This window comes from Companilactobacillus mishanensis, from assembly GCF_003946505.1.
In the GTDB taxonomy this organism is placed as follows: domain Bacteria; phylum Bacillota; class Bacilli; order Lactobacillales; family Lactobacillaceae; genus Companilactobacillus; species Companilactobacillus mishanensis.
In genome coordinates this window covers 154,116-172,475 of record NZ_RHON01000002.1, presented here as the reverse complement: position 1 = coordinate 172,475, position 18,360 = coordinate 154,116, and the positions used below count along the sequence as shown (strand labels likewise).

Genomic DNA, 18,360 nt, shown 5'->3' with positions numbered 1-18,360 from the left:
TTGAAATATATTATGGTAGAATTACTGTAATCTAACCGCTATAGAAGGGATTATTATGGGGAAACATAGTAAACAATGGTTTGGTTCTCATAATAGGAAAGAGTCTATGGAAAATAATCTATTGAATAATGATCAAGTAAAAAAAATATCTCGCGATGATGTTGAGATTGAAGTTCATTATATTGATTCTCTAGGTAATCAACTAGCAGACTCAACTTATTTGACTGGCCATTATTTAGACAATTTAGAAATGCCCTGGAAAACTATTCCAGGATATGTTCTGTCCTCAATTAAGAACTTCCAACAATCATTCATTCCCAATGACGACGGAATATATTTGATTTATTTCACACAAATAGCTGCACCAGTTATCGTTTATCATCGAAATACTAAGGGCGAACTCATCGCTGATCCGCAGTATTTGACCGGTGATTTAAACAAGAGTTATCAAGCAGAACCACTTGAGGAAGCTAGAAACTTTCTAGTCGATTATCCTAAGAGTGTCAAAGGTCATTTTTCAGATAAAGTTCAAGAATACGAATTTATCTACGATACTATGCAAATGGCTGATCATGAAGTTCCAAGTAACCTATTTATTCAAACTAAAAATAATGTGCCAGTATATGAGCAACCTGCTGGAAAGCAACCACTAAGCCAGACTTTGCCATACGACACAACTTGGAGAGTTTTCAAAGCAGTACAGGAAAACTACAACGAAACTGTTTGGTACAACTTAGGTGGTAACATCTGGATCTCTGAGAAAGAAGAAATCAAAACTTTTACCATCGATCAATTCAACGAAGAACAAAAGTTATTGAGCAGCCCTCTTGGTGCAACCGTTAATAACATCAGCTTCACTTATACAGTCGTTGATAGCATGGACATTGAACGTTCAGTCAAAGTATTATTCTATGCCAATCAATACGTCACAGCATGGGAAACTCCTTATGGCACTATCGTCAGCAACAGATATCAAGGTGGCCAATCAGTTTTCGTCAAACGACTTATTCAGCTCGACAATCAAAGTGTTTGGGCAGAATTAGATGATGGGCATTATATGGAAAGTAAATATTTGAATCTATAAAGAAAGCTGAGAAAATTTTCTCGGCTTTTTTATGTGTTTAATTGGACAGACAAAATGTTGACAGCCCATATATATGGACCCACACTATGAAATGAACACATAACTCCCAAGCTTCTGCCCTTATTTAATTCAACAACAAAGTACCCTTCCTTACCGTTAGAACCTTGGAAGTCAGAAATACTTATTATTTTCAAATCTTTATTGTGCTGCAAAAATTGTCTGGTAGTATTATTTTTTGATCTATCGTATATTTTGTCAGTATTTATCTCTGAACTGACGACATTTTTTACTTGAAGCTCATAGTTCAGCTCAGGCAATATGATCAATAAAAAAACTGGTATAAAAATTCCAAAAGCTGCCCATAATAAAGCCTTTATGAAATGATTTTTGTTCATGCTGAACCCCGATGGTATTTTGGATAATGATATCTCTTAAAGTTAACTATCCAACAAATCTCAAAAATTCCAACCACGTTTTTGTCATAATACATTACAAGAAAATTTATACAAAAAAAAGACTTAATATCCGAATAGATCCGGAATTAAGTCTTTTTAAATTTTAACTTTTTCATATTCATCAATTAAATTTTGTATAGCAATATTATCTTCAGCTTTACCTACGGAGATTCTTAACCAGCCTGGACGTAATCCAGTTCTGATCAAATACCCATTGTGTAATAAATAAACTGCCAACTTATCGGCATCAGGATATTCAAAGAAAATAAAATTAGCTTGGCTTTGATAATGTTTAATATTCTTACTATCAAAATAAGCTTCAAATTCAGTTCGTTCTTCAGCATTTCTTTCGACTACATCTTGAACAAAATCAGTATCTTTAAACGCTGCAGTTGCCGCAACTTGGGCAACTGAATTAACGTTATATGGCAAACGTACCTTCTGGACTTGTTCAGCCACTTCTTTAGAGAACACGGCATACCCTACTCTGAAATTTGCTAGTCCATATGCTTTGGAAAATGTACGCATCACAACGATATTTGGGTATTTCTTAGTCAGATCCATTGCGGTCGCATTAGATGCTGTCACAAAGTCAATATACGCTTCGTCGACCAATACCAAAGTATCTTTAGGTACTTTTGAAACAAATTTTTCGATATCGGCAACCGTTTCAAATGTTCCTGTTGGATTGTTTGGATTACAGATCCAGACTAGTTTTGTCTTTGGTGTGATAGCTTTAAGCATCCCATCAAAATCGATTCCACCATTCGCCAATACTGGAACTTTATTGACGGTTGCTTCTTCGATTTCGGCGTGCAGTGCGTATTCAGAGAATGTTGGTGATGAAACTAATTCTTCATCCCCTGGCTCCAAAAACACTCTTGATAGCATGACAATGACTTCGTCTAGTCCAACTCCAAAAACGATTTGTTTGGGATCCAAATTGAACTTATTTGAAATCAAGTCACGTAATTCAGTTGCATCGCCATCAGGATACAAATTGCTTTCGTTATATGCCCAATTTACCACAGCTTTTTTAACATCTGGAGAAGTCCCATAAGCGTTCTCATTAGCAGATAAACGGACTAATTTTTTCAGTCCTAATTCACTTTTTAACTCTTCCAAAGGTTTTTCTGGAATATAAGGTTGGAGTTCTTTGATAACTTTTTTCATAAGTGCCTCCTATAGATCTTTGATTTCAGGACGATCTTTATATTCACTCATCAATCCTTCACGTTTGGCCAATTCAGTCTTGATTTGGTCGAAAGTTACACCTTGTTCAACCCACAACACGCATAGGTGATATAACAAATCAGCAGATTCGTAGACTAATTCTCCGTCTCCACGAGGTTTGTCAGGATTTTTGGCAGCAACTACTACTTCTGTCGATTCTTCACCGACCTTTTTCAAAATTTTATCCAGGCCTTTGGTAAATAGATAGTCTGTATATGAACCTTCTTTAGGATTCTTTTTACGATCCAATATCATTGCATATAATTCGTCCAAATTTTGCATATCAAAAATCTCCTTATTTTTTATCACTTATAACTGGTTGAAAGAAACAGCTGTAATGTCCGGTGTGGCAAGCTGGTCCATGAGGATGAACTGTTACCAGTAAAGTATCCTCATCGCAATCCAAGGTCATGCTGACAACATCCTGCAAATTTCCACTAGTGGCACCTTTATGCCACAATTCTTTTCTTGAACGAGACCAAAACCAAGTCTGGCCACTCTCAAGAGTACGTCTGTAACTTTCTTGGTTCATCCAAGCGACCATCAAAACGTCCTTGGTATCAGCATCAACGACGACCGTTGTTAACAAACCTTTTGAAAAATCTGGTTCAATCATCTGACAACAACTCCCTTTTCCTTGATGGCATTTTTAACATCACTGATAGTTAATTCTCCAAAGTGGAATACTGAGGCGGCCAAGGCTCCATCAACGTTTGATTCAATAAATACATCGCTGAAGTCTTGAACATTCCCAGCACCGCCGGACGCAATGATTGGTACGTTAACTGCATCATTTAGCTGTTGATAAAGGCTGATATCAAATCCATCTTTGGTTCCGTCCTTATCCATGCTTGTAACAAGCAATTCTCCAGCTCCAAGTTCTACTACTTTTTTTGCCCAAGCAATTGCCTCTAGTTCAGTTCTTTGTTTTCCACCGTGAGTGTAGACAAAATATTTTCCAGCATCGGGGTCGAATTTAACATCGATGGCAACTACGATACATTGATTACCAAATTTTTCGGCACCCGCTGTGATCAATTCAGGATTACTAACAGCTGCCGAGTTGATTGCAACTTTATCAGCACCAACACGAAGAAGTTTTTGAATATCTTCAACAGATGTCACTCCTCCACCAATAGTCAGTGGCATAAATACTTGCGAAGAGACTTCTTCAACAACATCGATCATAGTTTTTCTTTTCTCATTTGTAGCAGTGATGTCGAGAAATACTAGTTCGTCAGCACCTTGTTTCTGGTACTCTGCTGCAATTTCAACGGGATCACCGACATCAGTCAGATTGACAAAATTGACTCCTTTTTTTACTCGTCCATCATCAACATCAAGACAAGGAATTATTCTTTTTGCTAGCATTACTTTCCACCTCCGCAATATCGTTCAGAGTTATGGTTCCTTCAAACAAAGCTTTTCCAATAATCACGTCAGTAATTCCCAGAGCTTTCAAGTTGTGGAGATCTTTCAAATTTCTGATGCCACCACTTGCGACCAAATTAGCTTCTGGCAAAGCTTGTGTCAGACTCATCAATAGGTCCAAATTAGGGCCTTCCATGGTACCGTCACGGGCAACATCAGTCACGATGAATGATTTAGCACCAGCATCCATCATGGTTGAGATCAAATTTTCCATAGTTACAGAGGATTGTTCAAGCCATCCATTTACGGCAACTTTCCCATCTGTTCCATCGACACCGATGACGATTCTGTCGCCGCCATATTGTTTCAACAAGTTTTTGACCAATTCGGGATTTTCCAAAGCAGCTGATCCCATAATTATTCTGTCGATTCCTAAATCTAAATAAGCCTTGGCAATCTCAATATCACGAATACCACCACCTAATTCAAGAAAACCATTAAAATTCTCCCTGATTTTTGAAATGACATCATAGTTCTCGGGTTTACCAGTTTTAGCTCCGTCGAGGTCGACCAAATGAAGTTGTTTAACTCCCGATTTGATGATCTCTTTAGCTTGTACAACTGGACTAGGGTTGATCAAAGTTACTTGGTTGTAGTCGCCTTGGTATAATCTGACACTTTGTCCATTATGAAGATCAATTGCGGGAAAAATCATTTGTCGTCACCATCTCTTGAAATTTTTGTAATAAATCTAGTCCAACTTGTCCACTTTTTTCCGGGTGAAATTGCATGCCGATCACGTTTTTATTCTGAACAATACTAGGAATTTCGACACCATATTCAACACTTGCTACGATATATTTCGCATCGCAATTCGCATAATATGAATGCACAAAATAAGTGAACTGTCCGTCAGCAACTCTGAACGGACTATTTTTTTGTGCAGCTGCATTTTCATTCCAACCCATTTGGGGAATCTTTAGGTTGCCATTTTCCGGAATAGCTTGTACGTGTCCAGGTATCAGACCTAATCCAGCAGTTAATCCATATTCCTCACTGTCGTCAAACAACAGTTGCATCCCTAAGCAGATTCCCAACATCGGCGTACGTTGTTTAGCAACTTCTTTTAAAGTATCCACTAAATCACGTTTCTCTAATTCTTCCACAGCGGCCTTGAAGGCACCAACACCAGGTAGAATCACGGCCTCAGCTGAAAGTATTTCTTCTTTATCTGAAGTTAATTTATTTTCGATTCCTAAATAATCTAAAGCTTTCTTCAAATTACGGGTGTTTCCAGTATCGTAATCGACTATTGCAAACATTAGATCACACCTTTCGTTGAGTTGACTCCTATAATGTCAGGATTAATGGTTACGGCATCGCGCATTGCACGGCCGAATGCCTTGAATAAACTTTCGACTTTGTGGTGAGTATTTCTACCATAAAGAATTCTTGCGTGAAGATTCATTTCAGCAGCGAATGCTACAGCTTGAAAGAAATCTTCAACTGTTTCGGTATCAAGTCCACCTAGTCTTGGATTGACTAGATCTGCATCAAATACCAAATATGAGCGGCCACTCAAATCGACACTGACTTGTCCAAGAGTTTCATCCATTGGTACAAATTCTGTACCATAACGTTCAATTCCGGCTTTATCACCTAAAGCTTTTTTGAAGCATTCACCTAAAACAATTCCGGTATCTTCGGTCGTGTGGTGTGGATCAACATCCAAATCTCCGTGAGCTTCAACAATCAATCCGAAACGTCCATGTTTTGCAAATAAGTTCAACATATGATTCAAAAATCCGATACCTGTATCGATTTTGATACCACTCTGTTCATCGAGATTTAAACTGATTTTGATTTGTGTTTCCTGTGTTTTTCTTTCAATAGTAGCTTGTCTCATTGTGATATCTCCCTAGTCGTAATATTTATCGAAACGTGATTCGATGGCTCTAGCGTGGCCCTCAAGGCCTTCAACTCTTGCCAAAGTTGTGATTGCCTTGGCTTCTTTTTCTAGAGCTGGCTTCGTGTATTGTATGAAGGATGTTCTCTTAACGAAATCATATACGCCTAATGGTGATGAGAATCGAGCAGTACCACCGGTTGGCAAAATGTGGTTTGGTCCGGCAACATAATCACCTAGTGGTTCTGATGCATATTTCCCTAAGAATACAGATCCAGCATTGCGTATCTGATTCAAATATTGCGTTGGATCTTCAAGTTGAATCTCCAAGTGCTCTGGAGCGACAGTATTCATCAATGTGAACATGTCATCAATTTCTTTAACTACAGCGATAAATCCTTTGTTGTTAACTGATGCAGATGCAATTTCTTCACGTGGCAAGACTTTTAGTTGTGAGTCAACATTTTCACTGACAGCTTCAGCGAGTTTCTTACTATCGGTAACTAAAATTGGACGGGCCAACTTATCGTGTTCAGCTTGTGATAACAGGTCTGCGGCAATTTGCTTTGGATTGGCTGAATCATCAGCGATAATTCCAATTTCTGAAGGTCCGGCGACCATATCGATGGCAACTTGACCAAAGACTTGTTTTTTAGCAGTGGCGACGAAAATATTTCCGGGTCCAACAATTTTATCAACACGTGGAATTGATTCAGTCCCATATGCAAGTGCCGCAATAGCTTGAGCACCACCGACTTGATAAATTGCATCAACTCCAGCAATTTTAGCAGCAGCCAAAACCGCTGGATTGATACCATCTTGTTGTGGAGGTGTCACGATAACAACTTGCTCAACTCCAGCGATTTTTGCAGGTAAAGCACTCATCATAATTGTTGAAGGATAAGCAGCTGTACCGCCTGGCACATATAAGCCAACACGTTGTAATGGCAATAACTTTTGACCTCTTAAAACCCCAGGTTGCTCACTATCGACGAAACCTTTTTCGATTTCTTTTTTGTGGAAACTCGTGATGTTCTTCTTTGCTAAAAATAAAGCATCTTTTACATCTGGATCTAAGTTTTCATATGCATCATCGATAACTTTTTGACTTAATTTAAAATCTTTGATGTCGACCTTATCAAATTTTTTCTCGTAATCCTTTAGAGCATCATCACCGTTATCAATCACGTTATTGATAATTTCACTGACAGTGGCAACTACCTTGGGATCATTAAGTTGACGTGTCTTCATTTGGACCATTTTTTCTAATTCTGGTAGACTCTCTTCAACAATTTTCATTTATACTCGCTCCTCTTTATTTTCTTCAACAACTGCTTTTATACGATCAACAAAATCAAATATTTCCTTTGGATGTTGTTTCAAAGCCATCCTATTAACGACTAATCTTGTTGAAACTTTGTCTAAATAATCAAATATCTTGAGATTGTTTTCTTTAATGGTAGTCCCGGTTTCAGTGATATCAACGATTGCATCGGCTAATCCTGTCAATGGTGCCAACTCAACCGAACCTTCAATTTTAATGATTTCAACATCTTGTCCTAACCTGTCGAAATATCTCTTGGTAATCAGTGGATACTTAGTACCGATGATTTTTCGCTTGGCGGCATTGGGATCAAAATCCTTTGTGGAAGCTAAGACAAATTGACACTTACCGATATCCAAATCCAATAATTCATATTGAGAACTCTGGTGTTCAGTTAAAATATCACTCCCGACAATTCCAATATCAGCTGCCCCACGTTCTAGAAAAGTTGTTACATCAGGACCTTTTGCCAAAATAAATTCAAACGGCTGTGTTTCAGAATCAAATATCAACCGACGTTGCTTATTCCTGATTTGATCACAATTGATTCCTGCTTCTTCAAGAACTGGTATCACTTGTTTTTCAACTCGACCTTTGGTCAATGCAATTTTTATTCTATTCTCAGTCAATAGTTTCACCTTCCGTCATATCCACCAATTCAGCGTTCATTTTCTCTGCTTCTTCTTTTGCATCTTTGAGATTATCTGATAACGACAGTGTAGCGTTCGGAGTCTTGCTCAACTCTGACTCAGCTTTCTCCCATTGCGAATCTTCGAAATATATTAATTTCTTATTAACTTTAGGCATGCTGCCAACGACTAAATCGGTTATCAAATCGATATCGATTCCCATTCCGACGGCTGATTCACTAACATCCTGGAAGTTTGCTAGCAATTTATCGTAACGTCCGCCACTGAATAAATAGCCAGCGCCCGCTTTGGAGAACCCTTTGAAAGTTAAGCCGGTGTAATACTTTTGTGGTGCCCGGCTGCTCAAATCTATCGAAACTGTTTGTTCTGGTATTGTCTGTTTGATCCAAGCAACGGCATTCTTTAATTCTGAGATTCTAGTTTCCACTTCATCTGGTAGTTTGTATTCTTCCAGTTGATTGAAAATAACTTCCGGTTTTCCAAATAGTCTTGGCCAATTGAGTAAGAATTTATATTCAGATTTCTCTTTAAATTGCTCAATCAATTCCTCATATTTAGGAACTTGTTTGTTATACAATGCGTCGGCAATTTCATCCTGCAATTCATCATCAGAAGTTAATGTTGATAGAACACTTTTGGCAAAATCGGCAATTCCCAACTCTATCTCAACTGGTTCATCTAATAGTTGTGAACTCAATTGATTGATTAAAACCAGGCATTCGTATTCTGCCTTGATTGATGAATAACCAACTAACTCGATTCCTGCTTGAGTTAATTCATTGTATGAACCTGACAATCTACGACTGATTCTGAATATGTCACCAACATACGAAAATTTTTGTGGTAGCGATATATTAGTAGCACTGAGAAATCTGGCAATCGGTAACGTCATATCAGGTCGAAGAACGATTGTGTCACCTTCTTGATCCAATAGACGATACATTTGGTAATTGCCTAACTTGTAAGGTTCAAATACAGCCTGTTTTTCCAACAGTGGCGTGGATATTTTTGAAAAACCACGATTATTGAAAACCTCTTGGATCACTGAAATGATATGTTGTTTTTCTGAAGCTCTACTTCCAAACTCATCGCGAGTTCCCAATGGTAATAAATTATTTTTCAACATTTTCCAACGCCTCCGTATTTATTTTTACTGATCTTGTTTTTATAGTCATGTGATGCATGGAACGTAAGTGCCACCTTGTTCCTGCTGATACTCAATATGCGAGGCACTTGCGCTACGGTTATTGTGTTGGCTGCGCCAACGAACAACCATGGCAGAAAAAAATCCTCTTAGCAAATAAATGCTAAGAGGACGTAATAAACGTGGTTCCACCTCACCTTTGCTTGATCCTTGCGAATCAAACCTTATGTTGGCTGTGTCAACTGGGATAACGAACCATTTCGTCAAAGTTTACTTGATTCAACTTTGAAGTTATTCGTAGGTGTGTGTTCAATGATAATTTCAATTCCGTTTCCAGCTCCCGGAACTCTCTTCTTGAGTGACTATCATTTACTTTTCCTATTCATGACCTTTATTAAATTAAGATTAGTAAAATTTAATGTTCTTTAATTTAATGTTAATAATAGTCGGTATTATATTTAATGTCAATAGAATTTCAAGGATTTAAGTAAATGGAGTCCATGGCCTACTGATTCAATATCGTGTGCATCTGAACCATAAACTGCTGGAATACCAAGTTGTTGAGCCATGGATAGGACTTGCTTGCCAGGATAAAAGTCATTACATAATGGCTTATATAATCCTGCAAGGTTCAAATCTAATTCTCGCTGTTGTTGCTTAACTGTAGTCAATATTTTCATTACTAAATCAAGATTTTGTTGATCCAAGTCTTCGGTTATCTTGAAATGATCTTGATATTTTCTAATCAAACTCATATGGCCGATTCTCTGAGGACGATACTTACTTAGATCAGAATCGACTGACTTAGCGACTGTCTGGTAATACTGTTCAAATAAAGCTTGTGGATCATTCAACCATTGTTTGAATCCGTTGGCAAAATCATCCACTCCATTATCAACACACCAGAATTTATTATCAGTTCCTTTCATAAAGTGGACTGATAAAATACTTTCTTGTGTTTGAGGGCCATATTCCTCAAGAAATCGACGAGTGAAGTCTTCGAATCCTTCTAGATAATCTACTTCAAAGCCAATTGAGATTTGAATCTGTTCACTATATTTGGACTGAAGTGATTTCATTTGTTTTAAATATGGTTCCACTTCATCAAGCTGGATCGACGCTTCAGAAACTCCATCTTCAGAACCTTCATAACTTTCAGTGAAGTCTGGTGGTAATGGTGCATGTTCGGTAATACAATACTTCTCCATACCAAGTCCAATCGCACGTTGAATCATTTTTTCAACTGGTTCACGGCTTCCGTGTGGGCAAAACTCTGTATGCGTGTGTCCGTCCATCAACATCAAATCACTCCTTTTTGTATAGCTTACACTTAAAATTTGAAATTACTCAAGGCAAATATGATTGGAATCGTAACTAAACTAAATAATGTTGATAAACTCATTAAGGCAATAGCAGGAGCTGGATTCTGCTTTTTCTGTAAGGTAAACAGCACAATCAAACCTGCAACTGGGCACGCAGACATCACTACGGTCGTATAGAACGCCACACCTGTGACACCCACTAATTTCAACACGACAATTGCTATGACAGGATAAATTAAATTACGCAAAATTAAACTAAACCAGATATTTTTCTCAAGCATCTGCTTATCAATTTTGATGTTAGCAAAGCCTGCACCAATTACTATCATCGACAAAGGTGTATTGATCGAGCCAACGTATTTGACCACTTCATTGACTGTATACGGCAGCCTTAATGAAAAACTAAATAGAATGAGACCAATCAATATTGCGATGATATTGGGATTAAAAGCTATACTTTTCCAACTGATTCCTTCTTTTTCTTCTTTAGTCTCATGGAAAAGTCGGATACCGTGAGTCCAATTAAACACATTCCAAACAGCCAGTGAAACGACTCCATAGAAAACACCAGTTGGACCAAACAGTGCACTTATCAATGGAATTCCCATAAAACCGGCATTCGAATAAATACTGCCATAAATAGACATGTGTCGAATATTCTCATTTTTTACTCGTGAAAATAGAAAATGAGAAAGAATAATTTCAATAAAATAAAAGATGGCGACCCCAACAGTAGCTAACATGAAGATTTTGATACGGCTGGATGAAAAGTCCTGCTCAAAAGCATTTATGATCAGACATGGTCCAATCACATAAATTAATATATTCGTTAAATCTCGTGAAGTTTGAGCATGCATTAACTTTGCTTTGCCAATAATGACACCAACTAGCATTAATCCAAACATCAATAAAATTTGATTAGTAAGTTGTCCCAAATCCATAAAATCGACCCCTATTCGTACTACGTTAAAACGTTTATTAGGATAGCCAGATGTTAAGTATCATCCCTTGATCTTAAGCATCTGGTGGTAAAACAAAATCACAATAAATAAAAAATGTAGCAAATCCTATCGTTAAAACTAATCCATAAATCATTAATGACTTAATTTTCCAAACTATACCCATCACCAATGAATAAAGGGCAATTAGCATCAGACAATACATCTGCATTTCAATACTTTGAGTTAAATTGAAGGCAATAATCAATAAACTCAATCCCAGAATAAATTGTTTTTTGCGAGGATGATTTAGTTTCCATGCAATCAATAGAACTGGAATTATTTGAGGTATCAATACAAAGATTTCCCACGTAATGTTTCTAATTAGCATGGCACGAACTCCTTTTAAAAAGACATTACAGAGTCCAAGTTAGTAAAGCCAGTAGTATTCGTTCTCATACAAAAGTTCATTTCAATTATTAATTTTCAAAATACTCAAATACAATAAAAATATGCAGACTTAAAAATAAAAAAAGCCACTCAAAAGTTGAGTGACTATTTATAATACTTATTAAATAAACTAATTACATATCCGATAACTAATCCAATCAAAGCTGGAACGACCCAACCTAATCCTAGATTAGCTAAAGGAAGAATTGAATTGAAATGTAACATTGAATTGAACCAATTCTGGCCTTTGAAAGCAAAGCTCATCGCTTCTAATCCTGCCATAATTGCTGGAATCAATGTGAATAAGGTTGTCATTCCAAATATCCATTTAGACGAACCGATAAATGGTGACAAAATTGCCAATATAATCAATGTTATCGCCAGTGGATAGATGAACATCAACGCTGGTGTGGAATATTGAATCAAATTCGTCAATCCCACATTTGCAAAGACACATGGCAAGATGCTGGCAATTGCGATCAATACTTGATAAGAAATTTTTGGAAACATTTCATGCATCGCCTCACCAAAGGCAGTTATCAAACCAATTGAAGTTTTCAAACAAGCGACGATAACAATCAAGGCCAAAAGAATATTTCCAAAGTCTCCAAAGTAATAATTGAAGACTTGAGCTAACGTGATCCCACCATTTGCAGCCAGTTTAAATTGACCTAAACTCATTGTACCAAGTAGAGCAAGCAAAGTATAAATGATTCCCATTAAAACAACACTTATTGTACCAGCTTTAATGGTATCTTTAGCAATTGCCTTTGGATCAGTTATGCCCAACAAACGAATACCATCGATGACAACCACTCCAAATGCCAATGAAGCCAAGGCATCCATCGTATTGTACCCTTCGGTGAAACCAGACAACACAGGACTCTGAGCATATCCACCTTGAGGGGTACCATGAAAACCACCCATAGGTTTGACAAAGGCAACGATGATCAATAATCCCAACAGAATAAGAAAAATTGGCGTCAACCATTTACCAACGTAAGTCATGATTTTGCTAGGCTTACGAGCAAACCACCAGGATGCTGCAAAAAATAAAATTGAAAAGATAGCGAGAACAATTTTACTCATACCATCAGAAACAAACGGATCTAATCCCATTTGAAACGAAGTAGTAGCCAAACGAGGAGTAGCAAATAGAGGCCCGATAATCAAATAAAGTAAGACCGTAAAAATATAAGCGTAAGTCTTATTAACTTTTCCAGCCAAATCAAAAACACTAGCACTCTCAGTCAAACCCAGCCCAGCAACACCAAGCAAAGGCAAACCAATACCAGTAATAAGCAAACCAATGATAGCCAGCCAAACATTAGAACCAGCCTGTTGACCCAAAAATACAGGAAAAATTAAATTACCAGCACCAAAAAAGAGCCCAAAAAGCATAGAACCAATAAACAATAAATTACGAAAAGATAAACGATTTTCCATAAACAACCTCTCAAAACACTATCCTAAAATAATACCAATACACCACCATGTAGGCAATAAAACATTGTAACAATTAAACATAGACAACAAAAAAAGCCGACAACAAAAAGTCATCGACAGTATATTTCAATATTTTATAGATTATTCAGCAATCCGTCTACACCCCATAAAACGCTAACTCACCCAAAAAGGGTTAATGACATCTAGATGTAGAAGAAAAATCGATTTGGTCCAAGTAGTCAAATTTATCATAACCTCGGAACGAGGTTTAGATAAAGACCCAGTTTGAAGACCTTCCGAACCTTGGAAGGGCTCCAAATGGTGTCGACTACGTTCCGGACCAAGAATCGATTTTTCTTCGGAATCGGCATCCAACAACCAAACCTTACAACTTAGCAGTTAGCTTCACGTCAGGATACTTGTTCGCAAACCAATTCTCAGCAAACCTATTCTCAAACAAGAACAAAGGTTGGTCATCCAAATCCTTAACCAACATGTTACGAGTAGAAGACATGCTAGGATCAAGCTGTTCAGGGTCGATCCAACGAGCAGTTCTAGAACCGATTGGAGTCATAACGACGTCACAATTGTATTCGTTCTTCATTCTGAATTGGAAAACTTCAAATTGAAGTTGACCAACAGCACCAAGAATATAGTCATTAGTTGTATAAGTTCTATACAACTGAACGGCACCTTCTTGAACTAGTTGTTGCATCCCTTTGTGGAATGACTTCTGTTTCATAACATTCTTTGCTTGAACTTCCATAAACATTTCTGGAGTAAATTGAGGAAGATCTTCAAATTGAACTGACTTCTTACCAGTATAAATAGTATCGCCAATTTGGAAATTACCGGTATCGTACAAACCAACGATATCACCAGCAACGGCAGTTTTAACTTGTTCTCTCTGATCAGACATGAACTCGGTAGCGTTATTTAAACGCATAACTTTACCAGTACGTTGTAAAGTAACATCCATACCTTTTTCAAATTCACCTGAACAGATTCTAACGAAGGCAATTCTATCACGGTGATTTGGGTTCATGTTAGCTTGTATCTTAAATACGAAAGCAGAAAATTCTGGGTCATCTGGCTTCACGATTTCATCATTATCTTGTTCCTTATGTGGTGATGGAGCCGGAGCCATGTCCAAAAATGTATCCAAAAATGTTTGAACACCAAAGTTTGTCAAAGCTGATCCGAAAAATACTGGTGTTTGATCACCTTTTTTGATTTTATCTAAATCAAATTTATTTCCGGCCTCTTTGATCAAATCTACTTCGCCAACGGCTTGATCATAAACACCTTCGCCTTCTAATTCTTCATTTCCAGCAGGTAATTTACCATCTGTTAGTGGAAGATAACGGTCGTCGCCTACTTTACGATATAGTTCAACACGATTGTTGGAAATATCATAAAGTCCCTTGAGTTCCTTACCCATACCAATTGGCCAGTTCATGGCACAGCCTTCAATATTAAGTAATTCTTCAAGTTCAGCAATCAAATCAAGTGGATCACGACCATCACGGTCGAGCTTATTCATAAATGTAAAAATAGGAATTCCACGTTTTTTAACAACTTTAAATAACTTCTTTGTTTGTGGCTCGATACCTTTGGCTGAGTCAATAACCATGACTGCAGCATCAACGGCCATCAAAGTTCTATATGTATCTTCTGAGAAATCCTCATGTCCAGGTGTATCCAAAATATTGACATCTTTGTCATGATAATGGAATTGCATTACCGAACTAGTAACAGAGATTCCACGTTTCTTTTCGATTTCCATCCAGTCAGATGTAGCAAACTGACCTGATTTTTTAGCTTTAACGGTACCAGCAGAACGAATTACACCACCAAAGTAAAGCATTTGTTCAGTGATAGTTGTTTTACCGGCATCCGGGTGAGAAATAATCGCGAAGGTTCTACGTTTGCTGACTTCATTCTCTAATTGTTTTTGATCCATATTTGCTCCTTACTCAAAAAAAGAAATACTTTTAGTATTTCTTTTCGAACATATTTGTCATTACGGTTTTAACTTTATCTTTTGGAATAGTTACAATAACATTTTCTAGTCTCGAAGCGTTCATCGTTCCGGAAGTTAGTTTAACACCATCTTCCAATTCGATTGATTTAGGATGATTACCATCTGGAATTTCACCAACATTCATGATCAAATAACCAGCGATAGTATCCACATCGTCTTCTTCGATATTTTCTTCGAATAAATCATTAAAGTCATCAATTGAGAAACGTCCAACAACTGAATATTCAGTTGAACTGAGACGTTGATAATTCATCGTTGCTTGATCATATTCATCATCGATCTCACCAACGATTTCTTCAAGAATATCTTCGATAGTGGCTAAACCAACGACCCCACCATATTCATCCATGACCATGGCAATTTGAGTTTGCGTTGATTGCATTCTCAATAATAATGAATCGATATTTGTCGTTTCTTGAATAAACAATGGTTCAGTCATAATAGATTTCAAACTTATCTTATCAAAGCCAGAAATCCTAGCTTCTTTCAATAAATTCTTGATATGAACGATACCTACTATCGTATCTTTATCTCCACCATAAACTGGCACACGAGAATAAGGTTGCGATAAAATCGCATCGATATTTTCATCTAGTGGATCATTGACATCGACCATGAAGGCATCTGTTCTTGGAACCATGATCTCACGCACAGTCTTATCACTAAATTTGATAATTCCCTGCAACATTTGATACTCATCAGAATTAATTGTTCCACTCTGTCGAGATTTTTGAATCGTAGCTAACATTTCACTTCTCGAAATCTTGTCGTCTTTTTTACTGAAATCGATTGGTGTTATCTTCATCAAGAAGTTGATCGATATCGTCAAGAACCAGACGAAAGGTTTGAGTATTTTACTTGTAAAATGTACAACTGGTTCTGTAAATCTAGCCACCTGATATGGGCGGTGTAGAGCTATCTGTTTGGGATATAGTTCTCCCAACACTAATGTGAAGTAAGATAAAATCACAGTAATTAATATAATTGAAAGTTCTCTACTTCCTGGAAACTTTCCAATTACACCTTCTAATTTTGTACTTAAACTTGTGGCCGCACTAGCTGATGATAAGAATCCTGCCAGTGTTATTGCTACTTGAATTGTTGATAAAAAATTAGTTGGATGATTTATTGCTTGTAAAATTCGTTCAGCACGACGATTACCATTCTTAGCCTTATCCTCGACTGAAGTCTTATTTACTGAAACAATCGCCATCTCACCAGCGGCGAAGAAGGCATTGAGGAGCGTTAAGACAACAATTAAAATTAACTGTCCTATTATCGTCGCACCTGTTGGGTCATCACTCATTAATTTTTTCACTCTCTTTCATAGGAAATAAATAGATTCTCTAATTATAGCAGGTGTTAAACAATTCAACAATAACACCTTTATTAATGATAAAATAGAAACATTAGTATATAGGGAGAGATTCAAATTGTCTAATAAAAAAATCGTGGTCATTTATACATTCTTCTTTTTCATTCCTTACGTGGTCAGTCTAGGAATTGTTGGAATCGCATATAACGCTTTAGTCCTCCACGCCTTGACTTGGAGAGTCTTAGTTGGTGGCATCGTCGGTTCCTTGGGAATCTTTGCCGTAAAAGTTATTGCCCAACGTCCAATCCTGATCATGTATCGCAGTTCAACACGAAAAAGTCTGAAACGATTTATCAATTTCTTCATTCTTGAACGTAATAAATTAGTAATTTCTTTGAATTTATTAGTCGATTTTGCATTATCGATTGGAAGTATTTATCTTGTCGCAAAAATATTACCCATTGAACATATTTTAGGAAACTCAATCGGCTGGTTAGTACTGATTATGATGATTTCTCTTACTCTAGCTTCATATCTGGAATTTGATTCATTATCAATTTATACTGAGAAGAAAAAATAAAATATTAAATGCTTGACTTAATGAAATTCTAATAATATTCTGTAATCAACGAAACGTATGAGGAGAATTAGACATGAAAAAGTTTAACAACTCAAAAATGAATGCATGTTGCTGTGTAGTAATGCAAAATTACTATACTTATTCGACATGTCTAATTCCACTCAATTGATAAAAAGTAGTATTCATAAATCAAGGGAGCTGACAATTAGTCAGCTCCCTTTTTATTTTACTACGGAAAGGAGTCACCTGTGACTACTATAAAAATCGGTATTTTGAATCTGATGTACAACAAGATCGAAACCAACGAAAACTTCTACAAATCGCTGACACATGAGCATTCAGAAATTGAATTTACTTATTATTACTCAGCAACTCGTTATGTTGATCGTAAATTAGATCCAGAAATACTAGATAAAATGAGACCATTAAATCTCAATGAAATCGATCAGTTCGATGGATTCATCATATCTGGAAGTCCTATTGAAAAAATTGCCTTCAGTGATGTTACTTATAACAATGAAATAAATGATCTCTTAGATAAACTAAATAAACTGAGCATCCCTCAATTGTATGTATGCTGGGGTGCGATGGCAGCACTGAATCACCTATACGGAATCAACAAGAAAATTTTGCCTCATAAAGCATTCGGTGTTTTTCAAAATCACATCTTGGCAGATTCCGATTTACTGGATGGGATCAGTGATAACTTCCCTGCTCCCCACGCTAGATATGCGGAGATGGATCAACAGCAGATCAATAATAATCCACATCTAAAAATCAACGCAATCAATGATAAAGGATTGCTGTTCTTGGCAGAAGCTGAAAACAAACCACAGTCGTTCTTGTTCTCACATCTGGAATATCAGAAAAATGATCTCAAAAAGGAGTTCGACCGCGAATACGCAGCTCATCCTGAACAGAACCCGATCCAACCATCTAATTACTACTCACCATTGACTCAAAAACCAGTATTTGCTTGGGAAGATATTCAAGCTAAGTTCTTTGGAAATTGGGTCGAGCAAGTAATTACAGCTAAGCTCAAAGTCTGTTGCTAATGTCTAAAAATATCGAACCTAAGTATTCAAATAATGTATTACA

Annotated in this window: 20 protein-coding genes and 1 other annotated feature; of the genes, 3 read left to right on the top strand and 17 right to left on the bottom strand. The window is 37.0% G+C overall.

Going from position 1 to position 18,360, the window contains the following annotated elements:
* Positions 1 to 55: 55 nt before the first annotated feature.
* The gene (locus tag EKM63_RS03435; protein WP_225418249.1) at positions 56 to 1,084 is read left to right on the top strand and encodes a MucBP domain-containing protein; all 1,029 of its coding nucleotides are present in this window, start codon (positions 56 to 58) and stop codon (positions 1,082 to 1,084) included.
* A gap of 29 nt (positions 1,085 to 1,113) precedes the next feature.
* On the opposite strand, the gene EKM63_RS03430 is transcribed toward EKM63_RS03435, so the two are convergent.
* From EKM63_RS03430 to EKM63_RS03350, 17 genes are all read right to left on the bottom strand, one after another.
* Positions 1,114 to 1,479: a hypothetical protein gene (locus tag EKM63_RS03430; protein ID WP_125703743.1), complete on the bottom strand. Its 366-nt coding sequence runs from the start codon at positions 1,477 to 1,479 to the stop codon at positions 1,114 to 1,116.
* Positions 1,480 to 1,635: 156 nt separating this feature from the next.
* A complete protein-coding gene (gene hisC / locus EKM63_RS03425) occupies positions 1,636 to 2,712 on the bottom strand; it encodes a histidinol-phosphate transaminase (protein ID WP_125703741.1) in 1,077 nt (358 codons plus the stop codon).
* Positions 2,713 to 2,721: 9 nt separating this feature from the next.
* Positions 2,722 to 3,054 carry a phosphoribosyl-ATP diphosphatase gene (gene hisE, locus EKM63_RS03420; RefSeq protein WP_125703738.1) on the bottom strand — a complete coding sequence of 111 codons (333 nt, stop codon included), beginning with the start codon at positions 3,052 to 3,054 and terminating at the stop codon, positions 2,722 to 2,724.
* 13 nt (positions 3,055 to 3,067) lie between these two features.
* Positions 3,068 to 3,385 carry a phosphoribosyl-AMP cyclohydrolase gene (hisI, locus tag EKM63_RS03415; RefSeq protein WP_125704144.1) on the bottom strand — a complete coding sequence of 106 codons (318 nt, stop codon included), beginning with the start codon at positions 3,383 to 3,385 and terminating at the stop codon, positions 3,068 to 3,070.
* The gene (gene hisF / locus EKM63_RS03410; protein WP_125703736.1) at positions 3,385 to 4,143 is read right to left on the bottom strand and encodes an imidazole glycerol phosphate synthase subunit HisF; all 759 of its coding nucleotides are present in this window, start codon (positions 4,141 to 4,143) and stop codon (positions 3,385 to 3,387) included. The genes hisI and hisF overlap by 1 nt, the downstream gene beginning before the upstream one ends.
* On the bottom strand, positions 4,112 to 4,858 hold the full coding sequence (gene hisA, locus EKM63_RS03405) for a 1-(5-phosphoribosyl)-5-[(5-phosphoribosylamino)methylideneamino]imidazole-4-carboxamide isomerase (RefSeq protein ID WP_125703734.1): 747 nt from the start codon (positions 4,856 to 4,858) through the stop codon (positions 4,112 to 4,114). The genes hisF and hisA overlap by 32 nt, the downstream gene beginning before the upstream one ends.
* The gene (gene hisH / locus EKM63_RS03400) at positions 4,839 to 5,465 is read right to left on the bottom strand and encodes an imidazole glycerol phosphate synthase subunit HisH (RefSeq protein ID WP_125703732.1); all 627 of its coding nucleotides are present in this window, start codon (positions 5,463 to 5,465) and stop codon (positions 4,839 to 4,841) included. The genes hisA and hisH overlap by 20 nt, the downstream gene beginning before the upstream one ends.
* A complete protein-coding gene (gene hisB / locus EKM63_RS03395) occupies positions 5,465 to 6,049 on the bottom strand; it encodes an imidazoleglycerol-phosphate dehydratase HisB (RefSeq protein WP_125703730.1) in 585 nt (194 codons plus the stop codon). The genes hisH and hisB overlap by 1 nt, the downstream gene beginning before the upstream one ends.
* A 12-nt stretch (positions 6,050 to 6,061) precedes the next feature.
* Complete coding sequence (hisD, locus tag EKM63_RS03390) at positions 6,062 to 7,348, bottom strand: histidinol dehydrogenase (protein WP_125703728.1); 1,287 nt, start codon at positions 7,346 to 7,348, stop codon at positions 6,062 to 6,064.
* Complete coding sequence (gene hisG, locus EKM63_RS03385) at positions 7,349 to 8,002, bottom strand: ATP phosphoribosyltransferase (protein ID WP_125703726.1); 654 nt, start codon at positions 8,000 to 8,002, stop codon at positions 7,349 to 7,351.
* Complete coding sequence (locus tag EKM63_RS03380; RefSeq protein ID WP_125703724.1) at positions 7,995 to 9,149, bottom strand: ATP phosphoribosyltransferase regulatory subunit; 1,155 nt, start codon at positions 9,147 to 9,149, stop codon at positions 7,995 to 7,997. The genes hisG and EKM63_RS03380 overlap by 8 nt, the downstream gene beginning before the upstream one ends.
* 182 nt (positions 9,150 to 9,331) lie before the next feature.
* Positions 9,332 to 9,562: a binding site (T-box leader), on the bottom strand.
* A 69-nt stretch (positions 9,563 to 9,631) separates the two neighbouring features.
* The gene (gene hisJ, locus EKM63_RS03375; RefSeq protein ID WP_125703722.1) at positions 9,632 to 10,468 is read right to left on the bottom strand and encodes a histidinol-phosphatase HisJ; all 837 of its coding nucleotides are present in this window, start codon (positions 10,466 to 10,468) and stop codon (positions 9,632 to 9,634) included.
* A gap of 29 nt (positions 10,469 to 10,497) precedes the next feature.
* The gene (locus EKM63_RS03370; protein WP_125703720.1) at positions 10,498 to 11,430 is read right to left on the bottom strand and encodes an AEC family transporter; all 933 of its coding nucleotides are present in this window, start codon (positions 11,428 to 11,430) and stop codon (positions 10,498 to 10,500) included.
* A gap of 73 nt (positions 11,431 to 11,503) precedes the next feature.
* The gene (locus tag EKM63_RS03365) at positions 11,504 to 11,818 is read right to left on the bottom strand and encodes a hypothetical protein (protein WP_125703718.1); all 315 of its coding nucleotides are present in this window, start codon (positions 11,816 to 11,818) and stop codon (positions 11,504 to 11,506) included.
* 164 nt (positions 11,819 to 11,982) lie between these two features.
* Positions 11,983 to 13,323 (bottom strand): branched-chain amino acid transport system II carrier protein, encoded by a 1,341-nt coding sequence (brnQ, locus tag EKM63_RS03360; RefSeq protein ID WP_125703716.1) that lies wholly within the window; start codon positions 13,321 to 13,323, stop codon positions 11,983 to 11,985.
* Positions 13,324 to 13,708: 385 nt separating this feature from the next.
* A complete protein-coding gene (locus EKM63_RS03355; protein ID WP_125703714.1) occupies positions 13,709 to 15,286 on the bottom strand; it encodes a peptide chain release factor 3 in 1,578 nt (525 codons plus the stop codon).
* 31 nt (positions 15,287 to 15,317) lie between these two features.
* Positions 15,318 to 16,673, bottom strand: a complete 1,356-nt coding sequence (locus EKM63_RS03350) for a hemolysin family protein (RefSeq protein ID WP_125704142.1) — start codon at positions 16,671 to 16,673, stop codon at positions 15,318 to 15,320.
* 127 nt (positions 16,674 to 16,800) lie between these two features.
* Between EKM63_RS03350 and EKM63_RS03345 the strand changes: the two genes are divergently transcribed.
* Both EKM63_RS03345 and EKM63_RS03340 read left to right on the top strand, forming a co-directional pair.
* Positions 16,801 to 17,262, top strand: a complete 462-nt coding sequence (locus EKM63_RS03345; protein ID WP_125703713.1) for a hypothetical protein — start codon at positions 16,801 to 16,803, stop codon at positions 17,260 to 17,262.
* Between the two features lie 248 nt (positions 17,263 to 17,510).
* Positions 17,511 to 18,317, top strand: a complete 807-nt coding sequence (locus EKM63_RS03340; RefSeq protein WP_125703711.1) for a homoserine O-acetyltransferase/O-succinyltransferase family protein — start codon at positions 17,511 to 17,513, stop codon at positions 18,315 to 18,317.
* Positions 18,318 to 18,360: the final 43 nt, after the last annotated feature.

Bases quoted from the DNA above. Each gene is read 5' to 3' on its own strand.
- EKM63_RS03350 (WP_125704142.1), bottom strand. From the start codon at position 16,673: ATGAGTGATGACCCAACAGGTGCGACGATAATAGGACAGTTAATTTTA.
- hisJ (WP_125703722.1), bottom strand. From the start codon at position 10,468: ATGTTGATGGACGGACACACGCATACAGAGTTTTGCCCACACGGAAGC.
- EKM63_RS03355 (WP_125703714.1), bottom strand. From the start codon at position 15,286: ATGGATCAAAAACAATTAGAGAATGAAGTCAGCAAACGTAGAACCTTC.
- hisA (WP_125703734.1), bottom strand. From the start codon at position 4,858: ATGATTTTTCCCGCAATTGATCTTCATAATGGACAAAGTGTCAGATTA.
- hisB (WP_125703730.1), bottom strand. From the start codon at position 6,049: ATGAGACAAGCTACTATTGAAAGAAAAACACAGGAAACACAAATCAAA.
- hisC (WP_125703741.1), bottom strand. From the start codon at position 2,712: ATGAAAAAAGTTATCAAAGAACTCCAACCTTATATTCCAGAAAAACCT.
- EKM63_RS03380 (WP_125703724.1), bottom strand. From the start codon at position 9,149: ATGTTGAAAAATAATTTATTACCATTGGGAACTCGCGATGAGTTTGGA.
- EKM63_RS03370 (WP_125703720.1), bottom strand. From the start codon at position 11,430: ATGGATTTGGGACAACTTACTAATCAAATTTTATTGATGTTTGGATTA.
- EKM63_RS03430 (WP_125703743.1), bottom strand. From the start codon at position 1,479: ATGAACAAAAATCATTTCATAAAGGCTTTATTATGGGCAGCTTTTGGA.
- hisE (WP_125703738.1), bottom strand. From the start codon at position 3,054: ATGCAAAATTTGGACGAATTATATGCAATGATATTGGATCGTAAAAAG.
- EKM63_RS03365 (WP_125703718.1), bottom strand. From the start codon at position 11,818: ATGCTAATTAGAAACATTACGTGGGAAATCTTTGTATTGATACCTCAA.
- brnQ (WP_125703716.1), bottom strand. From the start codon at position 13,323: ATGGAAAATCGTTTATCTTTTCGTAATTTATTGTTTATTGGTTCTATG.
- hisH (WP_125703732.1), bottom strand. From the start codon at position 5,465: ATGTTTGCAATAGTCGATTACGATACTGGAAACACCCGTAATTTGAAG.
- EKM63_RS03435 (WP_225418249.1), top strand. From the start codon at position 56: ATGGGGAAACATAGTAAACAATGGTTTGGTTCTCATAATAGGAAAGAG.
- hisD (WP_125703728.1), bottom strand. From the start codon at position 7,348: ATGAAAATTGTTGAAGAGAGTCTACCAGAATTAGAAAAAATGGTCCAA.
- hisF (WP_125703736.1), bottom strand. From the start codon at position 4,143: ATGCTAGCAAAAAGAATAATTCCTTGTCTTGATGTTGATGATGGACGA.